The sequence below is a fragment of the Janthinobacterium sp. NKUCC08_JDC genome (assembly GCF_019345575.1).
In the GTDB taxonomy this organism is placed as follows: Bacteria; Pseudomonadota; Gammaproteobacteria; order Burkholderiales; family Burkholderiaceae_D; genus Janthinobacterium; species Janthinobacterium aestuarii.
In genome coordinates, this window is record NZ_JAHKQW010000003.1 from 135,371 (window position 1) to 161,020 (window position 25,650).

Here is a 25,650-nt window from a genome sequence, read left to right on the forward strand (position 1 = left end):
GATCCTTATCCGTGTTGCCAAGGTGGCGTATGCTGACATGGAACGGGGCTGGACGCAAACATCACAACGATGCGGGCGGCGCATCGCCAGTGTCCTTGTACACCAGTTCGATCAGGGTATCGTCCGCATAGCGGGTATCGCCCACGGGCGCCAGGAAGGACGTGCCGCCATTTTTTACCTGCAGCGCGACGCGGCGCTCCCCATCGAGCAGGGTGGCGCTGGCGATGGCCGGATCGCTGTGCGTGCCCATCTTGAGCGCGTCGGCGGAACACCAGTCGGTGGTGCGCAGCTTGGTGGCGACCAGGGTGCGTATCAAGAAGGGCGTCTCTTTCTTTGCAATGGCGACCATCACCTGGCATTGCAGGCGCAAGTCGCCCAGGCGGCGCATGCCGGGCGGCACACCGTCGCTGCGGACGCTGGCCTGCCAGCGGAACTGGCCTTGCTTCCTGTTGGTGACCAAGTCCGCATCTTCGCTGTCGGCTTGCGCGCTGCGGGGCAGCACAAAGCTGCCATCGGCCGACAGGGGCACGGTGATCGTGGTGTCGTTGCCGGCGATGCGCAAGGCCACGTCCTGCATGGCGTCCGCAGGAGCGTCGGGTCCGGGAATCAGCTGGAAGCGCACTTCGCGCGCCTTGGGCGCCAGTGCATGGTACTCGTCAAAGGCATCGAGGCCCGCCGCCATCACGCGGTAGGATTTCAATTCCGGATTGCGAATGCTGTTGACGTGGACGGCCTGGCCTGTGTCGGCCGGCGCGTCGGCGTGCGCCGCGCTGTGGCCGAGGGCCAGGATGGCGAGGACGGTAAGTAGGGAAAGGTGCACGTAGCCGCCTGTTTGTTTTCAACATGGCAAGCTAACATGAATGACAAGGCTTGTCACTGGGGCGGCGAGCCAGCCTCAGATCGCGTGCGCGGCGTGCAGTTCGCCGAGGATGGTCTCCTTCAATTGCGTCTGCGCCACCGGCGTGCGCAAGCGGGGGCGCGGTGCGGCCACGTCGTAATGGGCGCGTGGCGGTCCGGCGCGCGTATCGAGCATGACGATGCGGTCGCTCAGATACAGCGCTTCGTCGATATCGTGCGTCACCAGCAGCACGCTCAAGCCATGGCGCGCGGCGACGGCGGCCAGCAAGTCCTGCAGCTTCATGCGCGTAAAAGCGTCGACGGCGGAAAACGGTTCGTCCAGCAGCAGGATGCGGGGCTGGCCAAACAGGCCGCGGGCAATCGCTGCGCGTTGCGCCTGGCCGCCCGACAACTGCTTGGGCAGGCTGTGCGCATGGCCTTGCAAGCCCACTTCCTCCAGCAGCTGCGCGACCCTGGGATCGTCTGCGCCGCCGGCACCGAGGCCGAAGGCAATGTTTTGCGCCACCGTCAGCCAGGGAAACAAACGCGGTTCCTGGAAGATCAGGCCGATATCGGCGTGCACGCCGGCCAGAGGCTTGCCGCCCATGCGCAGGGTGCCGCGAAAGCTCGTATCGAGCCCCGCCACGATGGACAGCAGGCTGCTCTTGCCGCAGCCGCTGGCGCCGATCAGGCTGACGATTTCGCCCCGGTGCAGCTGCAATTGCAGATTGTGCAGCACGCGCCGCGCGCCATAGGATTTGTCGTGGATGGCAATGTCAAGCAAGGCAGTCATGCGTGGGTGCTTTCGTCAGGTGGTGGCATAGTTGTCGCGCCAGGCGAGCAAACGGGTCTCCAGGCGCTGCATCAGGCTGTCGCTGGCCTTGCCCAGCACGGCCAGCAGCACGATGGCGGCCAGCACGATGTCGGCGCGGCTCGTTTCGCGCCCGTCGCTGAGCAGATAACCGAGGCCCCGGCTGGCGGCGATCAGCTCGGCCGCCACCATGAACATCCAGGCCAGGCTCAAACCATTGCGCAAGCCCGTGAAGATGGCGGGCAGTGCGGCTGGCAGCAGCACGCGCCGCGCCAGCGCGGGACGGCTCAAACGGTACATGCGGGCCGCGTCGATCAGCTTGCGGTCCACGTCGCGAATGCCCGACGCCACGCCCATGTAGACGGGGAAGAAGGCGCCGATCCCGATCAGAACCAGCTTGGGCGCTTCATCGATGCCTAGCCACAGCAGCAGCAAGGGCACCCAGGCCAGTGAAGGAATCGCGCGCAAGGCCTGGCACGTGGGGTCGAGCAGCGCCTCCAGCGTGCGGTTCAAGCCCACGGCCGCGCCCAGTACGATGGCCAGCAGCGCGCCGCCCGCAAAGCCGATGGCCACGCGCGCGGTACTGGCCAGCACATGGCCGGCCAGGTCCTGGCGTGCCAGTCCGGCAATGGTGGCGGCGATGTCGCTGGGCGCCGGCAGCAGGTTGGCGGGAATGGCGCCCGTGCGCACGCCCAGTTCCGCCGCCAGCAGCGCCAGGGCGGGCAGCAGCAGGCCGAGCGCCGCGCGCGGCAAGGGAGGAAGCTTGCGCCGGACGCCCGTGTCGTGGGCCTGTGCCGGCGCGGCGAGCGTGTCTCTGGCCATGGCCGCTTACGCCTTGCCGATGAAGGGCGCGGCGAAGCGCGTGTCGACCAGGTCCGCGATGGCGCGGTTCAAGTCGGCGCCGGGCTTGACCAGCGCTTCATCGACGAGGATGGGCGCGGCCACCAGCAGGGCCTTCAGATGTTCGTTCGACGGCTGCGGATTGCTGAAGTCACTGCGCAGTTTTACCTGCAGCAGTGCCACCGGCAGGCTGACCTTGGCTTCCTCCGACAGGATCTTCGCCGCCTCGGCTGGGTTGGCGCGTATCCAGGCGCGCGCCCGTTCGTAGGCCTGTATCACCTTGCCCACTTCGACGGGGCGGCTGGCAAGGAATTCCTCGCGCACGTTCAGGAAGCCGTAGGTATTGAAGGCCACGTTGCGGTAGATCAGGCGCGACCCCGCTTCCAGTTCGCTGGCGGCCATGTGCGGATCGAGGCCGGCCCAGGCATCGACCTTGCCCTGCTCCAGCGCCGCACGGCCGTCGGCATGCTGCAGGCTGACGTGTTCGATATCGCCGCGTTTCAGGCCCGCCGTCTTCAATGCGCGCAGCAGGAACAGATACGGGTCGGTGCCCTTGGTGGCGGCCACCTTCTTGCCCTTCAGGTCGGCGAGGCTGCGGATGGGGCTATCCTTGCGCACTACCAGCGCCGTCCATTCGGGACGCGAAAAAATATACGGCGCGCGGATAGGATTGCCGTTGGCGCGGGCAAGCAGGGCGGCCAGACCGGCGCTCGAACCGATGTCGATGCTGCTGGCGTTCAGGTATTCGAGCGCGCGGTTGCTGCCCGCGCTGAGCACCCACTTGATGCTGGTGCCGTCCGGCTTGAATGCTTCTTCCAGCCAGCCGAAGCGGCGCAGCACCAGGCTGGCGGGCGAATAATAAGCGTAATCGAGGCGCAGCTCCTTCAGCGGCGTTTGCGCGGCGGCGCGGGTGAGGCCGGGCAAGGCGGTGAAGGCGGCGCCGCTGGCGGCCAGTTGCAAGATGGTTCTGCGTTTCATGGTGTCCTTGAATGGGGAGTTGGATATGTCAGGCCGCTGCCAGGGCGTCGGCGGCGGGTCCGATGCTGACCAGGCTTCCCGCGTGATCGGCAGGCAGGCGCGGGCCCTGGCCGAAGACCTTGTGGCGCAAGCTGCCTTCCTCGTAATGGGTGCGGTAGCGGCCGCGCCGCTGCAGTTCCGGCACGATGTGGGCCACCACGTCGGCCATGCTGTCGTGGGCCACGGCGAAGGCGAGGTTGAAGCCGTCGATGCCCGTTTCATCGAGCCAGCTTTCCAGCTGGTCGGCCACCTGGCGCGCATCGCCCACCAGCACGGGGCCGCGCCCGCCCAGGCCGATGTATTCGGCTGCTTCGCGCACCGTCCACGTGCGATCCGGATCGGCCTGGCTGAACGAGGCCAGCGCCGAGCGGCCGGCCGGGGAATCGATGTAGTCGATGGTGGCGTCGAGCGGGTAGCGGCTGAAATCGACGCCCGTCCAGCCCGACAGCAGCACGAGGGCCGCCTCGATATTCACGTGGCGCAGGTAGCCGGCGTGCTTGGCGCGCGCTTCTTCTTCCGTGGCGCCCGTGATGACGAGCGCCTGCGCGTAGATCAGCAGCGCGTCGCCATCGCGTCCGCTTTGCCGCACGGCGGCGCGCAAGTCGTCGGCGTAGCGTTTCACCACCGTCTTGCTGGGGCCACTGACAAAGGTCGCTTCCGCGTGGCGCGCCGCGAAGCGCGTGCCGCGCGGCGAGGTGCCCGCTTGGTACAGCAGCGGCGTGCGCTGGGGCGACGGCTCGCACAAATGGATGCCGGGCACTTGGTAGTGGCGCCCGGCATGGTTGATCGGATGGACTCTGGCCGGATCGGCGTAGATGCCGCGTGCCTTGTCGTTGACGACGGCGTCGTCATCCCAGCTCTTTTCCCACAGCTTGTAGACGACGTCCAGGTATTCGTCGGCCAGGTCGTAGCGCTCGTCGTGGCCCAGCTGCTGGCTCAAGCCCAGGTTGCGCGCCGCGCTGTCTAAATAACCGGTGACGATATTCCAGCCGATGCGCCCACCCGTCAGGTGATCGAGCGTGGAAATGCGCCGCGCGAACGTGTACGGGTGTTCGTAGGTGAGGGCGCAGGTGACGCCGAAACCCAGGTGCGTGGTCGCCTGCGCCATGATGGGCACGAGCGCCAGCGGATCGTTCAGCGGCACCTGCACGCCGTGTTCCAGGGCCGCATCGAGGCTGCCCCGGTACACGTCGTACACGCCCAGCACGTCGGCCAGGAACACGGCGTCGAACAGGCCCGCTTCCAGCAGCTGCGCCAGTTCCGTCCAGTGTGCGGGATCCGTGTAGCGGTGGCTGCGGTCGCGCGCATGCGTCCACAGCCCCGGCGACTGGTGGCCGACGGTGTTCATCTGGAAGGCGTTGAAGCGTATCGTCTTGGCCATGGCTTACTTGGCTGCCGTTTGCAACGCTTGCTGGTAATCGGGTTTCGAATAGCCGGCAAAGTGCTTGTTCGTGATGTCGAGGAATTCGCGCGAGCGGTAGGCCGCCGCCAGGTCTTTCGCGAACTGCTTGTCTTTGTCCGCAGTGCGGATGGCCACCAGGTTGATGTAGTTGGGCGAGATTTTCTCGGCCACCAGCGCCTCCGTCAGTTTCAGTCCCGAGGCCAGCGCGTAATTGCCATTGATGAAGGAGTAATCGGTGTCGCCCAGCGAGCGTGGCAGTTGCGCCGCTTCCAGTGGCAGCAGCTTGATTTTCTTCGTGTTGACGGCGATATCCTTTTCCGACGCGCGCACGGGGTCGAAGCTGGCGCGCAGCTTGATCCATCCCAGCTGGTCGAGCAGCACCAGCGCGCGCGCCTGGTTGGTCGGATCGTTCGGCAAGCCCACCGTCGTGCCTTCCTTCACGTCGTCCAGGGTCTTGTGCTTCTTGCTGTAGATGGCAATCGGCGCGGTCGGGATCGTGATCAGGTCCGTCAGGGCCAGCTTGTGCTCCAGCGCGAATTTCTTCAGGTAGACGATGTGCTGGAACACGTTGGCGTCGAGCGAACCCTCGGCCAGCGCGAAGTTCGGCTGGATGTAGTCATTGAACTCGACCAGCTTGACCTTGTAGCCCTGCTTTTCCAGGATAGGCTTGATGCCCAGCTTGATCTGGTCCGCATACGGCCCGGCGCTGGTGCCGATGGTGATGTCTTTCGGGTCCTTGGCGTGGGCGAAGCTGGCCGTCAAGGCCAGGGTCAGGGCGGTGAGGAGGATGCTGCGGCGGGCGATGGTCATGGTGGCTCCTTGGTGGGTGAATCAGGAATACGCGGTCGGCTCGGGCACCGTGCCTGTCAAGGCAAAGCGTCCCAGGTCGCGCAGCTTGTAGTCGATGGGATCGTGCAGGGTATGCACGCGCACGTTGCGCCAGTAGCGGTCGTAGCCATACTGGGCCGAGGTGGAACGGGCACCCGTCAGTTCGAACATCTGGCTGCTGATCTCGAGTCCCGCCTTGTGCGCCAGGCACTTGGCCTCGGCCACGGCCACGGCCAGCAAGCCCCGTTCGCGCGCCGTCACCAGCGCGCCCTTGCGGAACACCTTTTCCAGTTCCTGCGCCGCAGCGTCGGCCAGCACTTGCGCGGGGCGCAGCAACAGCCACAGCTGGCCATAGCGGTGCTGCACCAAAGGGTCGTCCGCTGCCTTGGCCACGCCCGAGGCAAACCAGGCTTTTGCCTGCTCGTCCGTGTACTGGCGCGCCGCCTCGAACGCGCCTTCGGCGATGCCCAGATAGAGGTTGCTCATGATCAGTTGCGCGATCTGCGAGCGCACGGTCGCTTGCGGCGTGGCCGCTTGCGCGGGCGCCTGCAGCACGAGGTCGCGTGGCAGGGCGACACCGTGGAAATGCACATTGCCGCTGTCCGTCTGGCGCTGGCCGAAGGCGTCCCAGTCCGCCTGCACGGTGACGCCATCCTGGCGCGTGGGCAGGGCGGCGATCAGCGCCGTCTGCGTGGGCGCATGCCAGGCGGAGACGGTCAGCCAGTCGGACCCCACGGAACCGGAAGAAAAACTCTTGATGCCGTCGAGGATAAAGCCGTCATCGCTGTCGCTGGCCGTGACCCGTTTGTCGAGCGGGTTCAAGGCATTGCCCCAGAACAGTCGCTCGTCGACGGTCAGGGTGAGCAGGCGGCGCTGCTGCTGCGCGCTGCCATACAGCTGCAGGCCGGCCAGCTGCAAATGGTGAAAGCCGAAGACATGCGCCAGTGCGCTGTCGGCGCGCGCCAGGATGCGGATCACCTGGTAGACGAGGGGCCACGACGCGCCCTGGCCGCCGAATTCCACGGGAATCGACAAAGTCAGCAAGCCCGACTCGCGCAGCCATTCGCGTTCCTGCGCCGCATGGCCGCCGGCCTGGTCGCGGGCATTGGCCGTTTCGGCCAGGCGCGCGGCCAGCGACGTGGCGATGCTGATGGCGTCCTGCAGGGGTTCCGGCACAGGCGGCTGGGGACGGGCGGCATGGAGAAAAACGCTAGACATGAGTGAGATTCCAGAAAGACGATGACGCCGATATTGCACCGCCCCGCGTGCGCCGTACACGAAGAAAACCGCGCATGGATATGCGAAAAAAGCCATGCGGGGATGAGTGCCTTCGCTTGCGGGGCGTCAGGCCCGGATAGTCAAAAAACGCATATCGAAGCGCGAAAGCATTCGTTTTACTGGGCTTCTGATGGCGATAGGCTGCAAGCATCCGAGCAACGCCACTTTCGACAACCTACAGGGACGGGCATCACATGAGCATCTTGTTATTGGGCGGTAGCCCGCAACTCCCATCGAGTTCCAGCCGCCTGCTGCTGCATATCGGCGAACAGCTGGCGCTGCAAGGCCACAGCTACGCCAAGCTGCATGTGCGCGACTTGCCGGCGCGCGCCTTGCTGCTGGCCGACTACGACGATGCGGCGATCGCCCGCGCCGTGCGCGCCGTGGCCGATGCGGACGCCATCGTGATCGCCACACCCATCTACAAGGCATCGTATACAGGGCTGCTGAAAGCCTTCCTCGACCTGCTGCCGCAAGATGGCCTGGCCGGCAAGCTGGTGCTGCCGCTGGCCACGGGCGGTGGCCATGCCCACACCCTGGCGCTCGACTATGCGCTGCGTCCCGTGCTCCATGCGCTGGGTGCCAAGCAAGTGTTCACCAGCATCTATGCGAATGCGCAGCAGCTGGCGTGGCATGAAGAAGGGGGCCTGAGCCTGGACGCGCCGATTGCCGACCGTGTGCAGGCCGGCATCGAGGAACTCTCCACCGGCCTGTTCGTGCTGCAGGGACAGCGTCCGCCCGCGCCAGCCGATATTGCGCACCCCGTACGTTCGCTGCAAGACCAGCCGTATGCGCCCCACTACCAAGCCGCCTGATTATTCACCGACCAAGGAACTGCCATGACACACCGCCACGCACAACGACTTTCGCGCCGTACCACCCTGGGCCTGCTGTTTGCCGCCGCTGCCGGCGTGATGGCGGCCGGCATGCCGGCCGCGGCGCAGGCGCAGGCCAAAGGGGAGGTCCAGGTGCAGGTGCGTATCGGCTACCAGAAATACGGCACCTTGACCCTGCTGAAAGGGCGCGGCACCCTGGAAAAACGCCTGGCCGAACAGGGCGTGGGCGTGAAATGGACGGAGTTTCCGGCCGGCCCCGTGCTGCTGGAAGGCTTGAACGTGGGCAGCATCGATTTCGGCACCGTGGGCGAGGCGCCGCCGATCTTTGCCCAGGCGGCCGGCGCTAACCTGGTCTACGTCGGCAATGAGCCGGCGTCGCCGGCCAGCGAAGCCATCGTCGTGCCCAAGGGATCCGGCCTGCGCACCCTGGCCGATTTGAAGGGCAAGAAGATCGCCCTGAACAAGGGCTCGAACGTGCACTACCTGTTATTGAAAGCGCTGGAAAAGGCCGGTGTCGCGTACGCCGACATCCAGCCCGTGTTCCTGCCGCCGGCCGATGCGCGCGCCGCCTTCGAGCGGGGCAGCGTGGATGCGTGGGCCATCTGGGATCCGTTCCTGGCGGCCGCCGAAAAGCAGCTGGGCGCGCGCGTGCTGGCCGATGGCAAGGGCCTGGTGGCGAACTACCAGTTCTACCTGGCTTCGCGCACGTATGCGGAAAAAAATCCCGAGATCCTGCGCATCGTGCTCGATGAAGTAGCCAAGGTCGATGACTGGGGCCGCAACAATCCGGAGGAAGTGGCGACGATCCTGTCGGCACAGACGGGGCTGGGCAAGGATGTCGTGGCGCTGGCCGCCTCGCGCTATGCGTATGGAGTGAAGCCCGTGTCCGTCGATGTCATCGCTTCGCAGCAAAGGGTGGCCGATGCGTTTTCCGGACTGAAGCTGATACCCAAACCGATCATCGTCAAGGATGCGCTGCTGCCGGCGCGCCAGCTGGCCACCAGCACAAAATAAGGAACGAATACCATGTCATTGAATGTCTTCTGGTTTATCCCTACCCACGGCGACAGCCGTTACCTGGGCACGTCGCAGGGCGCGCGTCCCGTCGATGCCGATTATTTGCGCCAGGTGGCCGTGGCCGCCGACACGCTCGGCTACGACGGCGTGCTGCTGCCCACGGGCCGCTCCTGCGAAGACGCGTGGGTGGTGGCGTCGTCGCTGATCAGCGTGACGCAAAAGCTCAAGTTCCTCGTCGCTATCCGCCCCGGCCTGTCCACGCCGGGCCTGGCCGTGCGCATGGCGTCCACGTTCGACCGCCTGTCGAACGGGCGCCTGCTGATCAACGTCGTCACGGGCGGCGACCAGGGCGAACTGGAAGCGGACGGCCTGTTTGCCGACCACGCCAAGCGCTATGAAATCTCCGATGAATTCATCAAGGTGTGGCGCGCCACGCTGGCGGGCGAGGGCGGCGCAGCCGGCTACGATTTCGAGGGCAAGCATATCCAGGTGAAGGGCGCGAAAACCCTGTATCCGCCCGTGCAGAAGCCGTATCCACCGCTGTATTTCGGCGGCTCGTCGGAACCGGCGCATGAACTGGCGGCCGAGCAGATGGACGTGTACCTGACGTGGGGCGAGCCGCCGGCCGCCGTCGCGGAAAAGATTGCCGACATCCGCGCGCGCGCCGCAAAAAAAGGCCGCACGGTCCGGTTTGGCATCCGATTGCACGTGATCGTGCGCGAAACGAACGAGGCGGCCTGGCGCGCGGCCGATGAACTGATCAGCCACCTGGACGACGACATCATCGCCAAGGCGCAGGCGGCCTTCGGCAAGATGGATTCCGTGGGCCAGCAGCGCATGGCGGCCCTGCATGGCGGACGACGCGACAAGCTCGAGGTGTCGCCCAACCTGTGGGCCGGCGTGGGCCTGGTGCGCGGCGGCGCGGGCACGGCCCTCGTCGGCGACGGGCCGACCGTGGTGGCGCGCATGCAGGAATACGCGGACCTGGGCATCGACACCTTCATTTTCTCGGGCTACCCGCATCTGGAAGAATCGTACCGCTTTGCCGAACTGGTGTTCCCGCTGCTGGGCAAGGGCAAGGCCGTGGGTGAGCAGTCACTGACGGGGCCCTTCGGCGAAGTCATGGCCAGCAATATCGTGCCTGCCGCGCCGCAGAAAAAGGCGGCCTGAGATGGCGGCCGGCTCCATACGACGGGCACGCGCCGCGCCATGGCGTGATTCGCTGGCGCCATGGGCCTTGCCCGTGGCGCTGCTGCTGGCCTGGCAGCTGGCGGCGCAGTGGGGCTGGCTGTCGAGCCGCATCCTGCCCGAGCCGTGGGCCGTGGCGAAGGCGTTCTGGCACCTGGCCGTGTCGGGCGAATTGTGGCTGCACATGAAAACGAGCTTGTGGCGCGCGACGGTCGGTTTCGCCGTCGGTGCGGGACTGGGCTTGCTGCTGGGCTTATTGACGGGCAGCTTCCGCCACGCGGAAACCCTGCTCGACACGACCCTGCAAATGGTGCGCAACATCCCCGCGCTGGCCCTGATTCCGCTGGTGATCCTGTGGTTCGGCATCGATGAAACGGCCAAGCTGTTCCTGCTGGCCGTCGGCGTCTTCTTTCCCGTCTACCTGAATACTTTCCACGGCATCCGCTCGGCCGACCAGGGCTTGATCGAAATGGCGAAAAGCTATGGCCTCTCGGGCTGGCCTTTGTACCGCGACGTGATCCTGCCGGCCGCCATGCCCTCGATTCTGGTGGGCGTGCGCTTTTCGCTGGGCCTCGTGTGGGTGCTGCTGATCGTCGCCGAAACCATCTCGGCGCAGGCCGGCATCGGCTACATGACGATGAATGCACGCGAATTTTTGCAAACGGACGTGGTGCTGGTGGGGATTTTGTTGTACGCCTTGCTGGGCAAGCTGGCCGATCTGTTCTCGCGCCGGCTGGAACGCCACTGCCTGCGATGGAATCCCGCTTACCGATAGTGACGAAATGACGAAGGAAGACACCATGCTGCTCGCCCCCATCCAGATCGAAACGGATTTTTTGTCGCACTTCGTGCAGTACGACCCGGCCAGCGCGCCGCAGGCCAAGGCCGCGCCGCAAGCTCCCTTGGCGCGCCGCGGCGTGCCTTTGGAGCTGACGCAATTGAGCAAGGCCTATGGCGAACGTCCGGTGCTGAAAAACGTCGACCTGCAGCTGGAAGCGGGCGAGTTCGTCGCCATCGTCGGACGCAGCGGCTGCGGCAAGAGCACCTTGCTGCGCTCGATCGCGGGACTGGAAAGCGTCGATGACGGCAAGGTTGCCATCGGCAGCGGCGTGGGCGCGCCCGACATCCGCATCATGTTCCAGGAATCGCGTTTGCTGCCGTGGAAAACGGTGCTCGACAACGTGGCCCTGGGTCTGCCCCGTTCCGTCGGTGCGGCGGCCGCCTCGCTGTGGACGGTGGGCCTGGCCGAACGGGCGGACGACTGGCCGTCTGCCCTGTCGGGCGGGCAGAAACAGCGGGTGGCGCTGGCGCGCGCCCTCGTGCACGAGCCGCAACTGCTGCTGCTCGACGAGCCATTGGGGGCGCTCGACGCCCTGACACGCATCGAGATGCAGCAGCTGATCGAGTCGCTATGGCTGGCGCGCGGTTTCACGGCCGTGCTGGTGACGCACGACGTGGCCGAAGCCGTGGCCCTGGCCGACCGGGTGCTGCTGATCGAGGATGGCCAGATCACCATGGACGTGCCGGTGGACTTGCCGCGCCCCCGACAGCGCGGCCATGCGGCCTTCGCTGCGCTGGAGCAGGCTATCTTGTCGCGCGTGCTGCAGCCGTCTCGGCCAGGACAATAAAGCCGTCGCTATCGACGCTTGCCACGATGGCTTCATAATTGACGATGGCCGGGTGGCGCGTTGCCAGCGGATGCGCATGCGTGGCCGTGACGACGATGACCTTCGCACCGGCCGCTTCGCCCGCCTCGATGCCGACCGACGCATCCTCGAACACGAGGCAGTCGGAGGGCGCCACGCCCAGTTTTTCAGCGGCCAGCAGATAGCAATCGGGTTTTGGTTTGCCCGCCTTGACGTCTTCCGCCGTCACCATGATGGCGGGTATCGGCATGCCGGCCGCCTTCAGGCGGGCAGTGGCCAGCGCGCGTGGCGCCGAGGTGACGATGGCCCATTGCGCGGGCGGCAGCGATTCCAAAAAGCGCAGCGCGCCCGCGATTTCAATAATCCCTTCCACATCGATGATTTCCGCATCCGTGATGCCTTGCGACTCGCGCTGCGCGTCGACGCCGGGCAAGCGCAGTTTGGCGATGGTGTCGACCGAGCGGGCGCCGTGGATGGTGGGTAAAAAGGCCGCCACGTCGAGGCCCTGGCGCTGCGCCCACGTGCCCCAGATGCGTTCGGCGGCGGCGATGGAATTGATGACGGTGCCGTCCATGTCGAACAGAAAAGCGCGGTAGCGGCCGGCGGCCGATGGTGTCGGGGATGAAGACGGCGAGGGCAGTGCGGACATGGCTTCCTTCCAGGCGGGTTGGTCGAGGCTTTTTTGCAAGCGCCCATTGTAAGGTGAAAGCGCAATATGCGTGCTGTGCTACATTCAGCGCACCGGTCATCGTGGCCGGCAAGATACGGACAAGGACAGATAGTGGCAATCGAGTTTTCGTTGGAAGCGGATGCGCAGCTGGAGCAATGGGTATTGACCGACGTATTGATGCGCTGCGGGGCGCAGGACGTCGAGCCGAGCGACAGGGGCTTCAATGGCTGGTTCCCCGAGTCGGGCCTGAGTTTTTATGTCCGTATCAGGAGCATTGAGCAAGGTATGGGAAGCGCCAGCCCTGACTGCGTGCTTGCCGAATTTCTGCCGTCGCCGCAGGACTGGCGGGTGGAATACAGGATCAATTTCCGCTACAACAGCGATGAATACGATGCCTGCAGCAGCACCTTGCGCGAAGTCGTTGCCTGCCTGGTGGAATCGAGCCCCTGCAAATTTGTCGTCTCATTTCAATCTGAGCAAGTGTACTGCTTGCGCAATCAGCGGGGGCTGGAAATCTTCAAGGTCATCTGACGTGCTGCCGGATGACAGCCTACAGGTAGACCGATTCAAACCTGGCCACGGGCGCGCCATCCTTGAGCAGGATCAGCTTCTCGCCTTCGATCTGGTAGCCCGTCACGCTGTTCAAATTGGTCAGTACGGCGCTTTCCAGCTGCATCAAAAGGGGCGGGCAGGCCATGCGCGTGCCGGCCAGTTGCGTGAAGCGCAGGGCCGTGCCGGCCAGCGTATAGCCGCCCATGACGCGGTTGCAGCCTGTGAAACCGGTGACCTTGCCATCGGCGGTAAGGGTGATGCGCACTTCGCGCTCCTGCTGCGGCGCCATCGCCACGGGAGCCCCATCGAGCTGCGTCAGCTTCCAGTAGGTATTCGTCAGGCTGGCGTTCGGCTTGGCGCTGTCGCTGGTGGCGGCACAGCCACCGGCCATGGCGATGGCGGCGGCGAGGGGAAGGTATTTCAGGCGATGCGGCATGGGATGCTCCTGTGAGGGGGAATGCCTGCAGACTAGCAGGTTTTTCGCGCCGCTCAGCGCACGGCAGCGTTCATTGTTTCCATTTTGCCAGTCCTGGCATTAAACTCATGCTTTCTATTCTTTTAACGTTGATCGGGGAGCCGGGCCGATGCTGCAAGCGCAAGCGCTGGATAATCGACTGGTGGCCACCACTGCTGACGACGTGCTGGTCGACCGCATCGTGCCCGGCGCGCCGCTGGTGATCGCCTTCGGCTTCGTTTCGTGGACCACGCGTCCCGCCTTCGATTTTTACGGGCGCCTGAGAAAGCTGGAGCAGCTTAGCGGCCAGCACCTGAACAAAATCCTCGTGCGCGATTCGGGCAATGCCTGGTACCACCGCCGTATCGCTGGCCTGGGCAACCATGTCGACGGGACGGCGCAAGCCTTGCGCGATCTCGTGCGCCGCATCGCGCCCAGCCAGGTCACGACCGTCGGCCAGTCCATGGGCGCGTACGCGGCCGTCATGTATGGCTTGCTGCTGGACGCGCAGCAGATCGTCGCCTTCGGACCGCTGTCCTTCCTCGACGTGCAGCAGGCGCGCTTGTACCATGAGCTGCGCTGGCTGCCCGTGATGGAGTCGCTGGCGCAAGACCCGCCAGCCTCCGGCTACTACGACCTGGCTGCCCTGTGCCGCGCCAGGGCAACCGAGCATACGCAGCTGCACCTGGTGTTCGGCACGCGGCCTGACGCGGCCCGACCGGATGTGGCCAACCCTGGCGCCAGCGCCAGCGAATCGGTCAACCTCGACGCCATGCACGCGCAGCGCCTGGCCGCCTATGGTCAATGCACCCTGCACCCGTTTCCCCAGTCGGGCCACGCGGTCGTGCAGCATCTGATCGACACGAAGCGTATCAATGGCTTGCTGGCCAAATGCATACTCGGCCTCACGTTGGCGCCCGAGTCCATGCCGGAGATCGGCGCCGCCTGGCAAGACTGGGTGGCGGAAAACCTGCGCTTGGGCTGCGCCGGCGAACAGCTGGTGGCCGTGCTGCAGCAGCACGGTTTTTCGCTGGACAGCAGCATGGCCGCCGTGGATGCCGCGCGCGCCAAGGCCACATGACGCCGCAGTTCGAACTCGACACCCTGAAAATCCGCATCGCCGCGCCCGAACTGGCGGCGCTCGATTTGCGCGTGCGCGTGCAGCGCGCGCTGCGCCAGCTGATACTCGATGGCGTGCTGGCACCGGGCCTGCGCCTGCCGGCCACGCGCGCGCTGGCGCAGTCGCTGGGCGTGTCGCGCGACACGGTGGAAATGGCGTACGCGCAACTGCGCCTGGACGGTTATATCCAGCGGCAGGCGGGATCGGGCAGTTTCGTCTCGCCGACGATAGGCGCGAGCTTGCTAGGCAAGCCGGCGGTAGCGCCGTTGTCGATGCCGGCGCAGCCGGTGGCGCTCAGCGTGCGCGGTGCGCAGATTCTCGCCAGCGGCGGCGTGGCCGACCAGCAGACCGTAAAAGCTTTCGCCACGGGCTTGCCGGAAACGCGGGCTTTTCCGCTTGACGTGTGGGAGCGCTTGCGGCGCCAGGCGGCCAGCGAACACCATGTGCTGCTGCACGGCGACCCGCAAGGAGCCGAGCCTTTGCGCCAGGCCATCGCCGACTATGTCAACCTGGAGCGGGGCGCGCGGGCCACGGCCGGCCAGGTGCTGGTACTGAGCAGCACGCGCCAGGCCCTGTACCTGTGCGGGCAGGTGCTGGCCGATGCACATGGCCCGATCCTGATGGAAGACCCCGGCTATTTCGGCGCGCGCAAGGCGTTCGAGATGGCGCAGCTACGCGTCGTGCCCGTGCCCGTCGACGCGCATGGCTTGTCCATCGCACACCTGCGGGCTGACCGCAGCGGCGCCAACACGGTGTACGTCACGCCGTCGCACCAGTACCCGACGGGCGCCACCCTGGCGCTCGAGCGCCGCCTGGCCCTGACTGCCTGGGCGGCCGAGCGCCAGGGCTGGATCATCGAGGACGATTACGACAGCCAGTTCCACTACGCGGGCATGCCGACGGCGTGCGTGCAGGGGCTCGACACGCAGCAGCGCACGATTTACCTGGGCACCTTCGCCAAGTCGCTGTATCCGGGCCTGCGCATCGGCTACATGGTGCTGCCGCCCCCGCTGGTGCAAGCGATGACCCATGCACGCAGCATCCTCGACGGTCACACGCCGCAACTGGACCAATTGACACTGGCCCGTTTCATCGCCGACGGCCACTTTGCGGCGCATGTGCGCGCCATGCGCAAGGTCTACGCCGTGCGCCGCGATGCGATGGCGCAGGCCGTGCAGCGGCACCTGCCGCACGTGGTCACGGCGCAGCTGCCGCCGGGCGGCTTGCAGATGCCGTGCCTGCTGCACGAGGGCAGGGTGGAGCTGGAAACGATACGCCTGGCGGCGCAGGCGGGCATCGTGCTGCCGGGCCTGAGCCGCTTGTACGCGACGCCGCCGGCGCGCGGTGGCTGGCTGCTGGGCTTTGCGGCCTTGACCCCGCACGAGATCGACAGCGGCATCGTCCGCCTGGCCCGCGCGCTCGGTTAATGCTGTCAAAGTGGTCTGCTGTATGTGCTTGAATTGGCATGCTTCAGCAGTCCATACGGCCATTAATATGCTGGCTTTCAATGGCAGAGGCATATACATGACAACAACCACTACAACCGCCGCCATGGCCGACCGGGCGCGCTGGCGCGACCTGGCGTCCCCCGCCATGGCCGCCTTCATTTCCGTCCTCGTCAACTATGGCGGCACCTTCGTGCTGGTGTTCCAGGCGGCCCAGCTGGCCCAGCTGAGCGCCGCGCAGACGGCGTCCTGGGTCTGGTCGCTGAGCATCGGCGTGGGCGTGACGGGCATCTGGCTCAGCTACCGCTACCGCGCGCCCATCATCACGGCCTGGTCCACGCCCGGCGTGGCTTTTCTGGCCACCGTCATGCCGCACACGCCGTATGCCGAGGTGATCGGCGCCTATATGATTTCCGCCATCGCCTTCATTCTGCTGGGCATGTCCGGCGCCTTCGAACGTCTCGTGCGGCTGATCCCCGGCGGCATCGCCGCCGGTTTGCTGGCCGGCATCCTGCTGCAGTTCGGCGTGAACGCGTTTGGCGGCGCCAGCGCCGATCCCGTGCTGGTGGTGGTCTTGCTGCTGTCGTACGCGGTGCTGCGCCGCTTTACGGCACGCTTTGCCGTGGTCGGCATCATGCTGATCGGCCTGGCCCTCCTGCTGGCGCAGGGGCGCATCGATGCGCAAGGCATCGAACTGGCCCTGGCCGCGCCCGTGTTCGAGATGCCGCGTTTTTCCGTGGCGTCCCTGCTGGGCGTGGCGCTGCCCCTGTTCCTGATCACCCTGACGGGGCAATACATGCCCGGCATGCTGGTGCTGCGCAACGACGGCTACAACGTCAGCGCCAATCCTATCTTGACGGTGACGGGACTCGGTTCGCTGCTCATGGCGCCATTTGGCGCGCACGCTTTCAACGTGGCCGCCATCACGGCCGCCATCTGCACGGGCAAGGATGCCCATGCGGACCCGTCAAAGCGCTATGTCGCGGGCCTGGCTTGCGGTGTGCTGTATATCCTCGTGGGCGTCTTCGGCGTCACCCTGGCCAGCCTGTTCATGGTGTTGCCGCGCCCCTTCATCACGGCGCTGGCGGGCCTGGCCCTGTTGGGCGCCATCGGCAACAGCCTGGCACAGGCCATGGCGGATGTGCGCATGCGCGAAACGGCCTTGATTACTTTCCTGGCGACGGCTGCGAACGTGACCCTGCTGGGCGTGGGCGGCGCCCTGTGGGGGCTGGCGGCGGGACTGGCGGCGCACGGGCTGATGCATTGGGGGCGCAAGGCGGCATAGCCTGGATATTTGCCCATTTTGCCAGGCGCCGCATACAATTGCTGCGCCCGTGCCCGTTGGCACCGTCCTTTTCCCGATGTGAGCGATGGCCGACCTGACTTCCCTGGCGCAGTATCTGCTGGCGATCACGCCCGCCTTCCTCGTCTGCGCCGCCTTGCTGCTGGCGGTACCGCGGATGGTGCCGCTGCTGCGCGTGCTCGTGCACATCGTGTTTTTCGTGCTGGCGCGCGACGCGATGACGGCGCATGGCTACTGGCAAGTGGCGGCGGGCGGTTTGCGCTTCACGGCGCCGCCGCTGGTCTTGCTGGCCTTGGGCGCCATGTCGCTGGGGCTGGTGGCCAGCACGTGCTGGCTGGAAAGCGAGGCGCGCCGCCAGATCCACTGGTTCGGCATGCGCCCGGTCCTGTCCGTGCTGCTGGGCGTGGCGGGCGCTTGCGTGATCATCGCGCTGGCGGCGGGCTTGAAAGCGTTGTTTGGCTTGCCGTCCCTGCCGCCCGTCGCGCCATCGCTGCTACCCTTGCTGCTGGGCTTTGCGCTGGCGGCCAACTGTTATGAAGAATTGCTGTTTCGCGGCTTGCTGCAACAGCAATTGCGCGCCTGGCTGCCGGCCTGGCGCGCGGCGCTGGTGTCGGGCCTGCTGTTCGGCCTGTGCCACGCTTTTCTTGCCACCACCGTCACGCAGGTGGGTGCGCCCATCGTCGTCTTCACCGTGATCGAAGGCGTGGTGGCGGGGCTGGTATATTGCCGTGCCGGCTTGCTGGGCGCGTCCCTGGCCCATGGCCTGGCGATTTTTGCGCTGGCCGCCGGCTGGGTGTGAATCCTGTTGTTTCAATTTAATGAAGAGTGAGAAAGCGATGCCTGTCAGTTCCTACCTGAATACCCGCCCCGTCGTGGGCGAGCGCGTCTACCTGCATGACACGGCGCAAGTGATTGGCGATGTGCAGATCGGCGACGACTGCTCGATCTGGTGCAACAGCGTGCTGCGCGGCGACGTCAACCGCATCGTCATCGGCGAAGGCAGCAATATCCAGGACTTTTCCATGGGTCACGTATCGCACAGGAATGCGGCCAAGCCCGACGGTTCACCGTTGACCATCGGCAAATACGTGACCATCGGCCACTCCGTCATCTTGCACGGCTGCACGATTGGCGACGAGTGTTTGATCGGCATGGGCAGCATCGTCATGGATGACGTGGTGGTGGAAAAACACGTGATGCTGGGCGCGGGCAGCCTGGTGTCGCCGGGCAAGGTGCTGGAAAGCGGCCACCTGTACATGGGCCGCCCCGCCGCCAAGGTGCGCGCGCTGACGGAAGCGGAAATCGCCTACCTGCGCTATTCGGCCGAGCACTACGTGCGCGTGAAGAACAACTATCTGGTTGGCGAACCGGACTGATGCTTCAGGCTGGCGCCATGGCCAGCGCATTGATGCGCGCCGCCATGGCGCGTGCATCAGGCACGCCCAGCACCAGGCGCGCCCATTTTTCGCCTTGCAATTCGATGACCAGTGGCTGCATGCCGCGCGTCATGAAGACGAACTGGCGGTCTCCGCCCTTGTGATAAGTGCCTGCCGAAATGACTCCCGGCAGGTTGGTGCCCGGTGCGCGCAAGCCAAGGGCCGCGCCGCGGAAACCGTCATCGTCGGTGGCTCCACGCACATGCTGCAGGGGAATGCACAGGTTGCCCTGAAAGGACGCCAGTTTTTCCCACAGGGCCAGGCGGATGGTCAGTGCATCGTCGTTCAATTCGAGGCTAGGCATGGTGTCTCCTTCGTTGGTTGATCCAGATGGCTTAACAGGCGTTCGCCCAGCAGGCGGGACGTATCGGCACCCGTGTCCAGTACGGCGGCACGGCACAGCGCCGTGATGGCGGCGTCAGAGGGCGCCAGTTCCTTCAAGGCGATGATCAGCAAATCGACCGCTTCTTCCCGCGCCGGCCAGCCAGGCTGCAGTGCTTGTGTCAGCACGCGCTCAAACAGATGGCGTTTGGAGCCGAAAGCCTTGTACAGGCTGCCGCGCAGCAAACCCGTCGCCTTGACCAGGTCATCGATCGACGCGGCGTTGTAGCCCAGGCTGCCAAAGACGGCGGCAGCCTGGCTGGTGACGGTCGCTTCGTCAAAGTTGCGTGGTCTGGCCATGGTAGGTAGGCGATGGGTACGACGGGGCGGGATGCCCTGTTTCTGGCACCACTATATGCATTGGTGAACGATTGGTCAATAACTATCTGCGGCCAGCCGTTTCGCGCAGTTCCGGCCGCGGCGCCAGGTCTTGCGGCAGGCGCAGGCCGGAGACGAGCCCCAGGCGCCGCAACAGCAGCAGCATCCACCAGCCCGGGTCCCATTCTCCCGGCAGCAGGCCCAGTCTGGCCGAGCCCGGATACGCGTGATGGTTGTTGTGCCAGCATTCGCCCATCGTCAGCAGCGACGTCAGGCGGATATTGCGGCCCTGCACGGCGGCGCCGTCGACGTGGAAGTGCATCTGGCCATGGTTGTGGGCGAAGTAGCCGATCAACCAATGGCCGAGCACGCCGGCGCTGACCCGCGCGCAGACGCCCCAGCAGACCAGGCCCCAGCCGCCCCAGGCGAAGAACAGCACGGCCCATGGCAGTTGCTGCAGCATCCAGCTTCTTTCCAGAAAACGGTAAAAGCGGTCGTGCGCGATGCGCGGCTCGATGGCGATGTGCGGCGGGTGGTCGAGGTCGAGGCGGCAGAACAATTGCCACCAGGCATCGCGCCAGAAACCGGCGCCGTGGCGCAAATAGGGGTGGCAGTCGGGCAGGCGCTGCGCATAGTCGCGCAGTTCGTGCTGGCGCAGCAGGCCCAGCGGACCGCTGAGGCCCACCAGCACGCCCAGGTACACCAGCAGATATTCCAGCCATTGCGGGCATTCAAAGCTGTCGTGGATCAGCTTGCGGTGGCTGCCCAGCGAGTGGCCGAACAGCAGGACGATGGCCGTGCCGGCCGCAAACAGCAGCAGGCCGGTCCAGCTGAAGAAGTACAGGGCGCCCGTCACGGCGCCGGCCAGCATGGCCGTCAGCCATACCGATGGTAAAGGCGCAAAGCGCACCGTGCCGTGCAGCACGCTATCGGCGTGGGTGGCGCGGGCGCGGTGGCCATCCAGGCTGGCCGCCGTCATCAGGCCTTGGGGGCCGACGATGGTTGCGTGTATTTGTCGAAGTTGGTGATGTAGTCGTTGAAGTTGTCGGTCAGCATGCGCTTGTACTGTTCCGTGAAGAAGGCCACGGCGCCTTCCTTTTCTTCCTGCATCTTGGCCACGTCGTTGCTCTTGCTGGCGACGAGGAAGGCGTTGAAGCGGGCGGCCGCGTACAGCAGCGAGGTGGCTACTTCATTGCCGCCGCTGTGCATGCATTGCTCATTGGCCAGGGCGATGACCTGGTCGGCGCGTTCCCAGAATTCCGGGCCCGGTGCTGGTTTTGTCGTTGGTGTGCTCATAGAAATCCCTCATGAAAGTGCGCGCCAGTCTACACAGGGGGCCGCGGGCTGTCCAGCCGCGCGGTCGCCCGTCAGGGCGCCTGCAGGATTTGTTCCAGCAAAACGGGCAGCGGCTGGCGGATGTCGAGCACCATGCCGGCCTCGTCCGGCTGCAATGGCTGCAAGGCGGCCAGCTGGCTGTCGAGCAGGCTGGCCGGCATGAAATGGCCGGGGCGCTGCAAGCGGCTTTCCAGCACGTCGCGCGGGCCATCGAGGTGGATGAAGCGCAGGGCCGGGTCGCCCTCGCGCAGCACGTCGCGGTAGGCGCGCTTCAGGGCCGAGCACGAGACGACGAGGCCGCTGCCTTGCGCGCGGGCCATGGCGATGCGCTCGCGCAGGGCGGCCAGCCAGCCGGCCCGGTCGGCATCGTCGAGGGGAATGCCGGCCGCCATCTTGGCCACGTTTTCCGGTGGATGCACCTCATCGCCTTCGACGTAGGGCACGTGCAAGGCGCCGGCCAGCAGGCTGCCAACGGCGCTCTTGCCGCAGCCGGACACGCCCATCACGACCCAGCGCACGGCGGGCACGCCCACGGTCAAGGCGCCGAAACGATGACGGTGACGCGGCGGTTTTCCGCCTTGCCCGTCTTGCTGGCGTTCGAGGCCACGGGCTTGCTCATGCCCAGGCCCTTGACGGTGATGTTCTCGCGCGGAATGCCCGATGCGCTCATGGCGTCGGCCACCACGTTGGCACGCGCCAGCGACAGCTTGTTGTTGTACGCTTCCGTGCCTTCGTTATCCGTATGGCCTTCCACGCGCATGTGGGTAATGCCCACTTTCAGCAGGGCGGCGCTGATTTTCTGGATGGCGCCCCGGCTGGGCGCGATCAGCTTGGCGGCGTCGAACTCGAACAGCAGCTTGTCGGTAAAGCTCAGTTCCCAGCCTTCGTCCGTCTGGTTGAAGCCTTGCTCCTTCAAGGTGGCCACTTGCTCGGCATTGAACAGCGGTTTGATTTCTGGCGTGCTCTGGCAGGCGGCCAGCAGGCCCAGCATGAATAAGCCGAGTAAGCCGCGGCGTAATTGGGTGTAGATGAATTGCATGGTGTTGCTCCTTGGTTCAGGGGTGAGTATGGGGTTGCGGCAGGCGCGCCACCTGGCGCGTGCCGCGCTGCGCCTGCTTGGCGCGGTACATGGCTTCGTCCGCCGCGCCGACCAGCGAGATGGCGTCGATGGCGTGATCGGGAAAGACGGCCACGCCGATGGTCAGCGAGCTGACGATGCTGTTGCCAGTGGGCAGTTCAATGGCTTGCGCCATGGCGGCGATGATGTTGTCGGCGATGTGCATGGCGTCGCTGCTGTTGCGCAGCGGCTTGAGCACGATGGCGAATTCGTCGCCGCCCAGGCGCGCCACCAGGTCGCCTTCGCGCAATTGCTGCTTGATGCGCGCGGCGATCGTCACCAGCACGCGGTCGCCCGAGGCATGGCCGAAGGTGTCGTTGATGTATTTGAACCTGTCGCTGTCGAGGAACAGCACGGCCACCTTGCCATTGCCGACCCGCGCGTCGAGGATGGCGCGTTCCAGTTCCGCTTCCATGAAGGCGCGGTTCGACAGGCCCGTCAGGCTGTCGTGGTTGGCGCGGTGCGACAGCGAGGCGTGTTCCTTCTGCAGATGGCTTTGCCACGCTTCCAGTTCGTCGAGCAGGGCGTTGAAGTCGTCATTGATCTGGTTCAGTTCGGCAATATTGGCCGGCGGCACGCGCAGTTCGAACGAGCGGTCGCGCCGCACGCGGTGGGCCGTTTCCGCCAGGTGGCGCAGCGGCGACGTGATTTCCGTTTCCATGCTGCGCGACAGGCGCACGGCAACGACCAGACTCAGCACCAGGCAGGCGAGCAGGCAGGAGAGGCCGCTGAGCAGGAAGGGCAGCAGGCTGCGGCTGTGCGGCACCAGCTTGATGCTGCCGATGGCCTGCTCATTGCGCATGATGGGGAAGGTCAGCGAATCGGGCAGCATCCAGCCCGTCAACGCGCGTTCGATGTAGTAGCGCGTGCCGTGTTCGCCCCGTTCCCAGCGGGCCAGCACCTTGCCGGCCTGGTCGCTTACCTGCGCCTGGTCGATATCTTCATTGACGCCGATCAGGGCCAGCGCTTCCCTGGCGGCCATGGAGTCGCCAAAGACGACGGCCCCTTCCACCGTGTAGCTCATCGAACGGGCCACCAGGCGCAGGTTCTGGTCCGAATACACGCGCAGGGCCAGCAGCGCCACGGCCGTCAGGGTCAGGCCGGCCGCCAGCACGGCGATCAGCGACACGCTCAGGTGGGCGCGCCGCAGCACGCTGTCGAGCGTGCGGCGGGGCTGGCGGGCGTGCTTGTTGCTTATGCGGGCGCTCATGGCGGCGGTCCCTTGCGACGTGCAATTTGCAAGGCATTCGGATGCACGCGCAGGCCGCTGCGGGCGATGGCGTCGAGGTTGACGTCAAAACCGATCTGCGCCTCGGTCAGGCGCAGGCAGAACATCGTGCCCACGGCGCAGGAAGTACCCGGTTCGGCGACCGATAGAATCGGTTTGCCGATGATCTGCGCCAGCAGATGCTCGCGTTCGCCCTCGGGCAGGCTGCCCATGTAGACGACGTCGCATTCGCTGGCCGCGCTGGCCATCGCCGGGAGTTTCACGCGGATGCGCTGGCCCAGGCTGGAAGCGGGCGTGTCGACGATGGACGCGCCGTAGCGTGGCGCACCGAGCATGCAGACGCGCACTTCCTGGCGCGCCACGGGCCAGCGCACATAACTGATGATGCCGAACAGGACCTGCGCCACTTCGGCGGGACGCCTGGCGTCGGCAGCCGCACCCGTTTGCGCCCACACCGCGCACGGCGCCAGCGCACCGCAGGCGAGCAGCGAGGCCAGCAGCACGACAGCGAGCATGACGGGCGGCGCGGGGCGCTGCCGGTGGCGAGGGGAGAAGGGCACGGCGTCGGTGTCTTTATGCAGGTCGGTGGCTATTCAAATAGTTACTTCGCAACACAGACTCTACGGAAGTCCATGTTGAAAGTAAATCACGGCATGACGCCATAAACCTTGCATTATAAACACGAATGTGAAAACTTGCATTCTTTACCATGAGAATTACTTATCAACACTGCCTAGGCGGGCCAGAGTGTTGCTATTCTTCCAGTGTCGCTTCCAGCAAGTCGATTTCGCGCAGCAGGCGCAAGTGAATGGTATCGTCCAGCTCGCCCGAGATGCGGCGGCGGAACAGTTCATCGCGCTCCGCATTGAGCGCTTCCAGGCGCAGCGAGCGTTCGGCCTTGGCCAGTTCCTGCAAGCGCATCGCCTCGTCGTTGCTGCTTTCGCCATACGCGAGGCGGCGCCGGTAGGCTTCGATCAGGCGGTTGGCCGCTTCCGTGACGACTTGCTGCTTGTCATTCTTGTCGATGCCTTCGCACACTTTTTCCAGCCGCGCGATGGCCGCTTCGGCGGCAGCGGCGCGGGCGTTGCGCTCTTCCGTCGAACGGCGCGCGGGCGGCGCGAAGACGAGGCCCTTGGTCAGCAGGGGCAGGGTGACGCTGGCCAGCAGCAGCGACAGCAAAATGACGCCCATGGCCAGGAAGATGACGAGGTCGCGCGCGGGAAAGCGCGTGCCATCGGGCAGGAACAAGGGCAGGGTCAAAATGCCGGCCAGGGTCAGCGCGCCGCGCACGCCCGCGAACGACGCCACCAGCAGCAATCGCAGGCTGGGGCGGGCCAGCAGCGCCGCGTCCTTCGGTTCGCCCGCCACCTTCTTGTGGTGCTTGAACAGGGTCAGCTTCATGGAAATGAAGACCCAGAGGAAGCGCATGAAGGTCAGCCCCACCGTGATGGCGATGACGAACAGCGGCAGTTTCCAGGCGCTGCCGGCGCCGATCTCGGCTGAGGCGGCGGGCAAGCCGGCAACGGTGGTGGGCAGCTGTGCACCCAGCATGACGAAGATCACGCCATTCAAGACCAGTTGCACGGTATCCCACACGGCCTTGCGCTGGGTGCGCGTGGCAGCCAGCGGGCGGCCGATCAGGTCGGCATAATGCATGGACACGCCCGCCGTGGCGGCGGCCAGGATGCCGGAGCCGTGGATTTGCTCGGCGCCCAGGTAGGCGGCAAACGGGATCAGGATGCTGATGAGGATTTGCAGGCCCGGTTCTTCGCCGACCTTGCTCACCAGCCATTTATTCGCCAGGCCCACGCCCCATGAGATGGCCAGACCGATGATGATGCCGCCGCCTGCTTCCTGCAGGAAACTCAGCGAGGCGGCGCCGATGGAAAAGCCGCCCGTCATCATGGCGCCGACGGCAAAAGTGAAGCAGACGAGGCCCGACGCGTCGTTGAGCAGGGATTCGCCTTCGAGGATGTGCATCAGGCGCGGCGGGATCGGATTGCCTGCGGCGATCGCCGAGACGGCCACGGGGTCCGTCGGCGACAGGATGGCGCCCAGCGCGAAAGCGACGGCCAGCGGCACGCTGGGAATCAGCCAGTCGATGAAAAAGCCCATGCCCAGCACGGTAAACAGCACGAGGCCGATGGCCAGCATCAGGATCGAGCGCGCGTCGGAAAAGAAGGCGCCCTTGGGAATGCGCCAGCCATCGAGAAACAGCAGCGGCGGGATGAAGAGCAGGAAGAAAATGTCGGGATCGAGCGGCACTTGCACGCCAAACACGGCCAATCCCGTGCCGCCGGCGATCTGGATCAGGGGCAGTGGCAGCTTGACCCAGCGCGAGCGGGCGAGAAAGCCGCACAGGACGACGGTCAACACGAGGATGAGGATGATGGTAACGGTATGCATGAAGGAGCGGCGGCGTGCTGAAACGCTGATTATAAGGCGCAGCCCGCCTGCAGGCGGCACCTGCGTGTCATTGCGTACATACAACAAGTCACAATCGCGGTAAGATTCTCCCATTCATTGCCACAATCTGCCCTGCTGCCGCCGTCCGTGCGCGGCAGGCGCGTGCTTGGCCTTTTACCGGACTC

The 25,650-nt window shown here is 65.6% G+C and carries 29 protein-coding genes; 11 read left to right on the forward strand and 18 right to left on the reverse strand.

Annotated features, from left to right (window positions below; translation table 11 throughout):
* Positions 1–61 precede the first annotated feature (61 nt).
* From KO538_RS10480 to KO538_RS10510, 7 genes are all read right to left on the reverse strand, one after another.
* On the reverse strand, positions 62–820 hold the full coding sequence (locus KO538_RS10480; protein ID WP_219328273.1) for a hypothetical protein: 759 nt from the start codon (positions 818–820) through the stop codon (positions 62–64).
* A 75-nt stretch (positions 821–895) separates the two neighbouring features.
* A complete protein-coding gene (locus KO538_RS10485; protein ID WP_219328274.1) occupies positions 896–1,630 on the reverse strand; it encodes an ABC transporter ATP-binding protein in 735 nt (244 codons plus the stop codon).
* Between the two features lie 15 nt (positions 1,631–1,645).
* Positions 1,646–2,470, reverse strand: coding sequence for an ABC transporter permease (locus KO538_RS10490; protein WP_219328275.1), 825 nt, complete (start codon positions 2,468–2,470; stop codon positions 1,646–1,648).
* Positions 2,471–2,476: 6 nt separating this feature from the next.
* Entirely contained in the window at positions 2,477–3,466 is a 990-nt protein-coding gene (locus KO538_RS10495; RefSeq protein ID WP_219328276.1) for an aliphatic sulfonate ABC transporter substrate-binding protein, read from the reverse strand.
* Positions 3,467–3,494: 28 nt separating this feature from the next.
* A complete protein-coding gene (locus tag KO538_RS10500) occupies positions 3,495–4,886 on the reverse strand; it encodes an LLM class flavin-dependent oxidoreductase (protein WP_219328277.1) in 1,392 nt (463 codons plus the stop codon).
* Positions 4,887–4,889: 3 nt separating this feature from the next.
* Positions 4,890–5,717: a MetQ/NlpA family ABC transporter substrate-binding protein gene (locus tag KO538_RS10505; RefSeq protein WP_219328278.1), complete on the reverse strand. Its 828-nt coding sequence runs from the start codon at positions 5,715–5,717 to the stop codon at positions 4,890–4,892.
* Positions 5,718–5,738: 21 nt separating this feature from the next.
* A complete protein-coding gene (locus tag KO538_RS10510; protein ID WP_219328279.1) occupies positions 5,739–6,953 on the reverse strand; it encodes an acyl-CoA dehydrogenase family protein in 1,215 nt (404 codons plus the stop codon).
* A gap of 254 nt (positions 6,954–7,207) precedes the next feature.
* Between KO538_RS10510 and ssuE the strand changes: the two genes are divergently transcribed.
* From ssuE to KO538_RS10535, 5 genes are read left to right on the forward strand one after another with little or no spacing between them, the layout of a single operon-like run.
* Complete coding sequence (gene ssuE, locus KO538_RS10515; RefSeq protein ID WP_034757199.1) at positions 7,208–7,828, forward strand: NADPH-dependent FMN reductase; 621 nt, start codon at positions 7,208–7,210, stop codon at positions 7,826–7,828.
* 24 nt (positions 7,829–7,852) lie between these two features.
* Positions 7,853–8,863, forward strand: a complete 1,011-nt coding sequence (locus KO538_RS10520; protein WP_034757203.1) for a sulfonate ABC transporter substrate-binding protein — start codon at positions 7,853–7,855, stop codon at positions 8,861–8,863.
* Between the two features lie 12 nt (positions 8,864–8,875).
* Entirely contained in the window at positions 8,876–10,036 is a 1,161-nt protein-coding gene (gene ssuD / locus KO538_RS10525) for an FMNH2-dependent alkanesulfonate monooxygenase (protein WP_070279091.1), read from the forward strand.
* 1 nt (position 10,037) lies between these two features.
* Positions 10,038–10,829: an aliphatic sulfonate ABC transporter permease SsuC gene (ssuC, locus tag KO538_RS10530; RefSeq protein ID WP_219328280.1), complete on the forward strand. Its 792-nt coding sequence runs from the start codon at positions 10,038–10,040 to the stop codon at positions 10,827–10,829.
* A gap of 25 nt (positions 10,830–10,854) precedes the next feature.
* Positions 10,855–11,682 carry an ATP-binding cassette domain-containing protein gene (locus tag KO538_RS10535; RefSeq protein WP_219328281.1) on the forward strand — a complete coding sequence of 276 codons (828 nt, stop codon included), beginning with the start codon at positions 10,855–10,857 and terminating at the stop codon, positions 11,680–11,682.
* Here KO538_RS10535 and KO538_RS10540 read toward each other — a convergent pair.
* Complete coding sequence (locus KO538_RS10540) at positions 11,639–12,349, reverse strand: HAD-IA family hydrolase (protein WP_219328282.1); 711 nt, start codon at positions 12,347–12,349, stop codon at positions 11,639–11,641. The genes KO538_RS10535 and KO538_RS10540 overlap by 44 nt on opposite strands.
* A 132-nt stretch (positions 12,350–12,481) precedes the next feature.
* Between KO538_RS10540 and KO538_RS10545 the strand changes: the two genes are divergently transcribed.
* The gene (locus tag KO538_RS10545; protein ID WP_219328283.1) at positions 12,482–12,901 is read left to right on the forward strand and encodes a hypothetical protein; all 420 of its coding nucleotides are present in this window, start codon (positions 12,482–12,484) and stop codon (positions 12,899–12,901) included.
* Between the two features lie 19 nt (positions 12,902–12,920).
* Here the strand turns inward: KO538_RS10545 and KO538_RS10550 are convergent, their stop codons facing one another.
* Positions 12,921–13,358 carry an META domain-containing protein gene (locus KO538_RS10550; protein ID WP_219328284.1) on the reverse strand — a complete coding sequence of 146 codons (438 nt, stop codon included), beginning with the start codon at positions 13,356–13,358 and terminating at the stop codon, positions 12,921–12,923.
* Positions 13,359–13,506: 148 nt separating this feature from the next.
* Here KO538_RS10550 and KO538_RS10555 point away from each other — a divergent pair, with 148 nt between their 5' ends.
* From KO538_RS10555 to KO538_RS10575, 5 genes are all read left to right on the forward strand, one after another.
* Positions 13,507–14,457, forward strand: a complete 951-nt coding sequence (locus tag KO538_RS10555; protein ID WP_219328285.1) for a hypothetical protein — start codon at positions 13,507–13,509, stop codon at positions 14,455–14,457.
* A complete protein-coding gene (locus tag KO538_RS10560; RefSeq protein ID WP_219328286.1) occupies positions 14,454–15,923 on the forward strand; it encodes a PLP-dependent aminotransferase family protein in 1,470 nt (489 codons plus the stop codon). Before KO538_RS10555 ends, KO538_RS10560 begins: the two co-directional genes overlap by 4 nt.
* A 124-nt stretch (positions 15,924–16,047) precedes the next feature.
* The gene (locus tag KO538_RS10565) at positions 16,048–17,226 is read left to right on the forward strand and encodes a benzoate/H(+) symporter BenE family transporter (protein ID WP_374106847.1); all 1,179 of its coding nucleotides are present in this window, start codon (positions 16,048–16,050) and stop codon (positions 17,224–17,226) included.
* Between the two features lie 85 nt (positions 17,227–17,311).
* On the forward strand, positions 17,312–18,043 hold the full coding sequence (locus tag KO538_RS10570; RefSeq protein ID WP_219328288.1) for a CPBP family intramembrane glutamic endopeptidase: 732 nt from the start codon (positions 17,312–17,314) through the stop codon (positions 18,041–18,043).
* A 37-nt stretch (positions 18,044–18,080) separates the two neighbouring features.
* On the forward strand, positions 18,081–18,620 hold the full coding sequence (locus KO538_RS10575) for a gamma carbonic anhydrase family protein (protein ID WP_219328289.1): 540 nt from the start codon (positions 18,081–18,083) through the stop codon (positions 18,618–18,620).
* A gap of 4 nt (positions 18,621–18,624) precedes the next feature.
* On the opposite strand, the gene KO538_RS10580 is transcribed toward KO538_RS10575, so the two are convergent.
* From KO538_RS10580 to KO538_RS10620, 9 genes are all read right to left on the reverse strand, one after another.
* The gene (locus tag KO538_RS10580) at positions 18,625–18,984 is read right to left on the reverse strand and encodes a hypothetical protein (protein WP_219328290.1); all 360 of its coding nucleotides are present in this window, start codon (positions 18,982–18,984) and stop codon (positions 18,625–18,627) included.
* Positions 18,966–19,361, reverse strand: coding sequence for a helix-turn-helix domain-containing protein (locus KO538_RS10585; protein ID WP_072454667.1), 396 nt, complete (start codon positions 19,359–19,361; stop codon positions 18,966–18,968). The genes KO538_RS10580 and KO538_RS10585 overlap by 19 nt, the downstream gene beginning before the upstream one ends.
* Positions 19,362–19,443: 82 nt before the next feature.
* Positions 19,444–20,358, reverse strand: coding sequence for an acyl-CoA desaturase (locus KO538_RS10590; protein WP_219328291.1), 915 nt, complete (start codon positions 20,356–20,358; stop codon positions 19,444–19,446).
* The gene (locus KO538_RS10595) at positions 20,358–20,675 is read right to left on the reverse strand and encodes a DUF3144 domain-containing protein (protein ID WP_034757267.1); all 318 of its coding nucleotides are present in this window, start codon (positions 20,673–20,675) and stop codon (positions 20,358–20,360) included. The genes KO538_RS10590 and KO538_RS10595 overlap by 1 nt, the downstream gene beginning before the upstream one ends.
* A 71-nt stretch (positions 20,676–20,746) precedes the next feature.
* Positions 20,747–21,241 (reverse strand): gluconokinase, encoded by a 495-nt coding sequence (locus tag KO538_RS10600; protein WP_374106848.1) that lies wholly within the window; start codon positions 21,239–21,241, stop codon positions 20,747–20,749.
* Between the two features lie 8 nt (positions 21,242–21,249).
* Positions 21,250–21,753 carry an OmpA family protein gene (locus KO538_RS10605; protein WP_070304319.1) on the reverse strand — a complete coding sequence of 168 codons (504 nt, stop codon included), beginning with the start codon at positions 21,751–21,753 and terminating at the stop codon, positions 21,250–21,252.
* Positions 21,754–21,769: 16 nt separating this feature from the next.
* The gene (locus KO538_RS10610) at positions 21,770–23,041 is read right to left on the reverse strand and encodes a diguanylate cyclase domain-containing protein (RefSeq protein WP_219328292.1); all 1,272 of its coding nucleotides are present in this window, start codon (positions 23,039–23,041) and stop codon (positions 21,770–21,772) included.
* Positions 23,038–23,619: a YfiR family protein gene (locus KO538_RS10615; RefSeq protein WP_374106843.1), complete on the reverse strand. Its 582-nt coding sequence runs from the start codon at positions 23,617–23,619 to the stop codon at positions 23,038–23,040. Before KO538_RS10615 ends, KO538_RS10610 begins: the two co-directional genes overlap by 4 nt.
* 193 nt (positions 23,620–23,812) lie before the next feature.
* Positions 23,813–25,465 (reverse strand): Na+/H+ antiporter, encoded by a 1,653-nt coding sequence (locus tag KO538_RS10620; RefSeq protein WP_034758005.1) that lies wholly within the window; start codon positions 25,463–25,465, stop codon positions 23,813–23,815.
* Between the last annotated feature and the right edge of the window lie 185 nt (positions 25,466–25,650).

Bases quoted from the DNA above. Each gene is read 5' to 3' on its own strand.
- KO538_RS10485 (WP_219328274.1), bottom strand. From the start codon at position 1,630: ATGACTGCCTTGCTTGACATTGCCATCCACGACAAATCCTATGGCGCG.
- KO538_RS10490 (WP_219328275.1), bottom strand. From the start codon at position 2,470: ATGGCCAGAGACACGCTCGCCGCGCCGGCACAGGCCCACGACACGGGC.
- KO538_RS10495 (WP_219328276.1), bottom strand. From the start codon at position 3,466: ATGAAACGCAGAACCATCTTGCAACTGGCCGCCAGCGGCGCCGCCTTC.
- KO538_RS10500 (WP_219328277.1), bottom strand. From the start codon at position 4,886: ATGGCCAAGACGATACGCTTCAACGCCTTCCAGATGAACACCGTCGGC.
- KO538_RS10505 (WP_219328278.1), bottom strand. From the start codon at position 5,717: ATGACCATCGCCCGCCGCAGCATCCTCCTCACCGCCCTGACCCTGGCC.
- KO538_RS10510 (WP_219328279.1), bottom strand. From the start codon at position 6,953: ATGTCTAGCGTTTTTCTCCATGCCGCCCGTCCCCAGCCGCCTGTGCCG.
- ssuE (WP_034757199.1), top strand. From the start codon at position 7,208: ATGAGCATCTTGTTATTGGGCGGTAGCCCGCAACTCCCATCGAGTTCC.
- KO538_RS10520 (WP_034757203.1), top strand. From the start codon at position 7,853: ATGACACACCGCCACGCACAACGACTTTCGCGCCGTACCACCCTGGGC.
- ssuD (WP_070279091.1), top strand. From the start codon at position 8,876: ATGTCATTGAATGTCTTCTGGTTTATCCCTACCCACGGCGACAGCCGT.
- ssuC (WP_219328280.1), top strand. From the start codon at position 10,038: ATGGCGGCCGGCTCCATACGACGGGCACGCGCCGCGCCATGGCGTGAT.
- KO538_RS10535 (WP_219328281.1), top strand. From the start codon at position 10,855: ATGCTGCTCGCCCCCATCCAGATCGAAACGGATTTTTTGTCGCACTTC.
- KO538_RS10540 (WP_219328282.1), bottom strand. From the start codon at position 12,349: ATGTCCGCACTGCCCTCGCCGTCTTCATCCCCGACACCATCGGCCGCC.
- KO538_RS10550 (WP_219328284.1), bottom strand. From the start codon at position 13,358: ATGCCGCATCGCCTGAAATACCTTCCCCTCGCCGCCGCCATCGCCATG.
- KO538_RS10555 (WP_219328285.1), top strand. From the start codon at position 13,507: ATGCTGCAAGCGCAAGCGCTGGATAATCGACTGGTGGCCACCACTGCT.
- KO538_RS10560 (WP_219328286.1), top strand. From the start codon at position 14,454: ATGACGCCGCAGTTCGAACTCGACACCCTGAAAATCCGCATCGCCGCG.
- KO538_RS10565 (WP_374106847.1), top strand. From the start codon at position 16,048: ATGGCCGACCGGGCGCGCTGGCGCGACCTGGCGTCCCCCGCCATGGCC.
- KO538_RS10570 (WP_219328288.1), top strand. From the start codon at position 17,312: ATGGCCGACCTGACTTCCCTGGCGCAGTATCTGCTGGCGATCACGCCC.
- KO538_RS10575 (WP_219328289.1), top strand. From the start codon at position 18,081: ATGCCTGTCAGTTCCTACCTGAATACCCGCCCCGTCGTGGGCGAGCGC.
- KO538_RS10580 (WP_219328290.1), bottom strand. From the start codon at position 18,984: ATGCCTAGCCTCGAATTGAACGACGATGCACTGACCATCCGCCTGGCC.
- KO538_RS10585 (WP_072454667.1), bottom strand. From the start codon at position 19,361: ATGGCCAGACCACGCAACTTTGACGAAGCGACCGTCACCAGCCAGGCT.
- KO538_RS10590 (WP_219328291.1), bottom strand. From the start codon at position 20,358: ATGACGGCGGCCAGCCTGGATGGCCACCGCGCCCGCGCCACCCACGCC.
- KO538_RS10595 (WP_034757267.1), bottom strand. From the start codon at position 20,675: ATGAGCACACCAACGACAAAACCAGCACCGGGCCCGGAATTCTGGGAA.
- KO538_RS10605 (WP_070304319.1), bottom strand. From the start codon at position 21,753: ATGCAATTCATCTACACCCAATTACGCCGCGGCTTACTCGGCTTATTC.
- KO538_RS10610 (WP_219328292.1), bottom strand. From the start codon at position 23,041: ATGAGCGCCCGCATAAGCAACAAGCACGCCCGCCAGCCCCGCCGCACG.
- KO538_RS10620 (WP_034758005.1), bottom strand. From the start codon at position 25,465: ATGCATACCGTTACCATCATCCTCATCCTCGTGTTGACCGTCGTCCTG.